This window comes from Roseomonas sp. TAS13, assembly GCF_001950415.1.
In the GTDB taxonomy this organism is placed as follows: domain Bacteria; phylum Pseudomonadota; class Alphaproteobacteria; order Acetobacterales; family Acetobacteraceae; genus Roseomonas; species Roseomonas mucosa.
Genome location: NZ_BDLP01000462.1, coordinates 1 through 2974 on the forward strand (window position 1 = coordinate 1; position 2974 = coordinate 2974).

Consider the following 2974-nt stretch of genomic DNA (forward strand, 5'->3'; position numbering starts at 1 on the left):
TCGCCTTACGGTGGAGCTGTGCGTAGATGTGATCAAGAGACAGGGCATCGCCCGCGTCATCGTCTCCGCCGGCGGGGAGGGGGCGCTCTTCGCCCTGCCGGAAGGGATGCTCTGGGCCACGCCGCCGAAGGTGCCGCTGACCACCACGGTGGGGGCGGGCGATTCCATGGTGGCGGGCCTGTCCGCCGCCTTGGCCCAGGGGCTGGCGCCGGAGGCCATGGCGCGCCTCGCCACCGCCTGCGCCGCCGCCGCCGTTTCCCGCCCCCCAGGCGGGATGCCGGACCGTTCCATGATCGAACGGCTTGCCGAAGCCGTGCGGATCGAGAAGCTGTAATCCAGGTGTCACGGGCAGGCTTTCTCCACCGGGCGGTACCGGCTGGAGGCGGCCTGTCCGGCGCCATTCAGTCCTGAGGGGGACAACTGCATGACCCGGCTGACCGCCGTGATCCGGCATGCCGCCAGCCCGCCCCACGCCGCCATGGCGGCCGAGGCGCTGCGCGAGGCTGCCGAGAGGAGCCATGTCGAGCTGTCGCTCGATACGGGCGAGGGGAGCCCGACGGGGGAGGCGGATGCCATCCTCCTGGTTGGGGATGCCACGGCCGAGGCGGCGCGCTTCGCCGGCAAGCCGCTGATCGCCACCACTGTGGTGGAGGCGATCCGCCATCCGGAAACGGCGCTGCGCTCCGCCTCGGCGCTGGGCAGCCTGCCGCGCCCGCCCGCGCCGCCCGTTGCCGCGCCGGGAACTGTCGCAGCCCCTGTGGCAGCCCCTGGATCAAACCCTGGGTCAAACCCTGGGTCAAACCCTGGGGCGTCCCCGGCCGCCGGCCCGAGGAAGCTGGTCGGCATCACCGCCTGCCCGACCGGCATCGCCCATACCTTCATGGCCGCCGCCGCGCTGGAAAAGGCGGCCAAGGCACTGGGCCACGAGATCAAGGTGGAGACCCAGGGCTCGGTCGGCGCCAAGAACCAGCTGACGCCGGAGGAGATCGCCGCCGCCGACGCGGTGGTGATCGCCGCCGACACGGGCGTGGACACCGCCCGCTTCAACGGCAAGCGCATTGTCGTCACCGGCACCAACGAGGCGCTGCGCGGCGGGCAGGACCTGATCCGGCGCGCCCTTGTCGCCGAGCCCCAGGGTGGCGCGGCGGCCTCGGGCGCGGCGCCCACCCCGGCCAAGCCCACGGGCAAGGGTGCCGGGCGCGGTGCCTACAAGCACCTGATGACCGGCGTGTCCTACATGATCCCGCTGGTCACGGCGGGCGGCCTCTGCATCGCCATCTCCTTCGCCTTCGGCATCGAGGCCTTCAAGGAGCCGGGCTCGCTGGCCGAGGCCTTCTTCAACATTGGCGCCAAGTCGGCCCTGGCGCTGATGGTGCCGGTGCTGGCGGCCTTCATCGCCTTCTCCATCGCCGACCGGCCCGGACTGGCGCCGGGCTTCGTCGGGGGCATGCTGGCGAACCTCGTAGGTGCCGGCTTCCTGGGCGGCATCGCGGCGGGCTTCCTGGCCGGCTATGTCGCGAAATGGCTGCGCGACAGCCTGCCCTTCCCGGAAAGCCTGGAAGGGCTGAAACCGGTCCTGGTGATCCCGCTGATCGGCTCGATCATCGTCGGCATGCTGATGATCTACGTGGTCGGGACGCCGATCGCGGCGCTGCTCGCCTGGCTGACCGAGACGCTGCGCTCCATGGGCACCACCAACGCGGTGCTGCTGGGCCTGATCCTCGGTGCCATGATGGCGGTGGACATGGGCGGGCCGGTGAACAAGGCGGCCTATGCCTTCGGCGTCGGCCTGCTGGGCACCGAGACCTATGCCCCCATGGCGGCGATCATGGCCGCCGGCATGACCCCGCCGCTGGGCATCGCGCTGGCCACCTTCATCGCCCGCAACCGCTTCGGGCAGGAGGAACGCGACGCGGGCAAGGCGGCGTTCGTGCTCGGACTCGCCTTCATCAGCGAGGGGGCGATCCCCTTCGCGGCCAAGGACCCGCTGCGCGTCATCCCGGCGCTGATCGCGGGCTCGGCGGTGACGGGCGCGCTGTCGATGCTGTTCGGCTGCACGTTGCGGGCACCGCATGGCGGCATCTTCGTGGTCGGCATCCCCGGGGCGGTGGGCAACCCGCTGGGCTATCTCGTGGCCATCGTGGTCGGCACGGTGATCACCGGCCTCGCCGTCGCGGTGCTGAAGCGCAACAGCCCCGCCGAAGCCGTGGCGGCCTGACAGCCGCGAAAAGAGACGCACGGGCACAACCGTGCGTCTCTTTGATGACAGATTATTGAAATTTTGAAGACGGCCTCGGTCGTTTGTGGCCGCCATGACATTCTGCCGGGACGATGGCAGATCATGATGAAGAAAATCCGCGGGAGCTGGAGATCAAGCTCCTCCTGCCGGATGGCTATGGCGACACCTTTCCGGATCTCGATGCGTTCCGCGGCCTGGTCCCGGCCGAGCGTCACCAGATCACCACATATTTCGACACCGCGGACCGCCGCCTGCTAAAGGAAGGCATGGCCCTGCGCCTGCGCCAGGGCGGTGCGCGGACCCTGCAGACCCTGAAGACCGCCAGCGACGGCAGCACCTTCGGACGCGGCGAATGGGAAGCGCCGGTCGAGGGGAAGGTGCCGGACCTCGCCCTGCTGCGCGGCACGCCCGCCGAACCCTTGCTGCCGGATGGGACGGCCCTCAGGCCGGTCTTCGAGACGCGGGTGCGGCGGCTGCGCTGCGACCTCTCCCCTGCGGATGACGTGCGGATCGAGGCCGTGCTGGACCTGGGCGAGATCCGGGCCGGAAAGCGCCGCGAGCCGATCCGCGAAATGGAGATGGAACTCCAGCAGGGTTCCCCCATCGCGCTCTACCGGCTGGCCTCCGAGGTGCTGCTCGCCGTGCCGGGTGCGCTGCTGTCCACCGAGAGCAAGGCCGCGCGCGGATGGCAGATCGCCGCCCTGTCTCTTGATCACATCTACGCACAGCTCCACC

At 70.3% G+C, this 2974-nt stretch carries 3 protein-coding genes; all 3 read left to right on the plus strand.

Features of this window, described 5'->3' with window-relative positions; genetic code table 11:
* On the plus strand, positions 1-334 hold a 334-nt coding region (locus tag ROTAS13_RS22085; RefSeq protein WP_253187742.1), incomplete at its 5' end, for a PfkB family carbohydrate kinase.
* A gap of 90 nt (positions 335-424) precedes the next feature.
* The gene (locus tag ROTAS13_RS22090; protein WP_075823449.1) at positions 425-2218 is read left to right on the plus strand and encodes a fructose-specific PTS transporter subunit EIIC; all 1794 of its coding nucleotides are present in this window, start codon (positions 425-427) and stop codon (positions 2216-2218) included.
* Positions 2219-2331: 113 nt separating this feature from the next.
* Positions 2332-2974, plus strand: a 643-nt coding sequence (locus ROTAS13_RS22095) for an inorganic triphosphatase (protein WP_139323495.1), incomplete at its 3' end; no start/stop codon positions are given.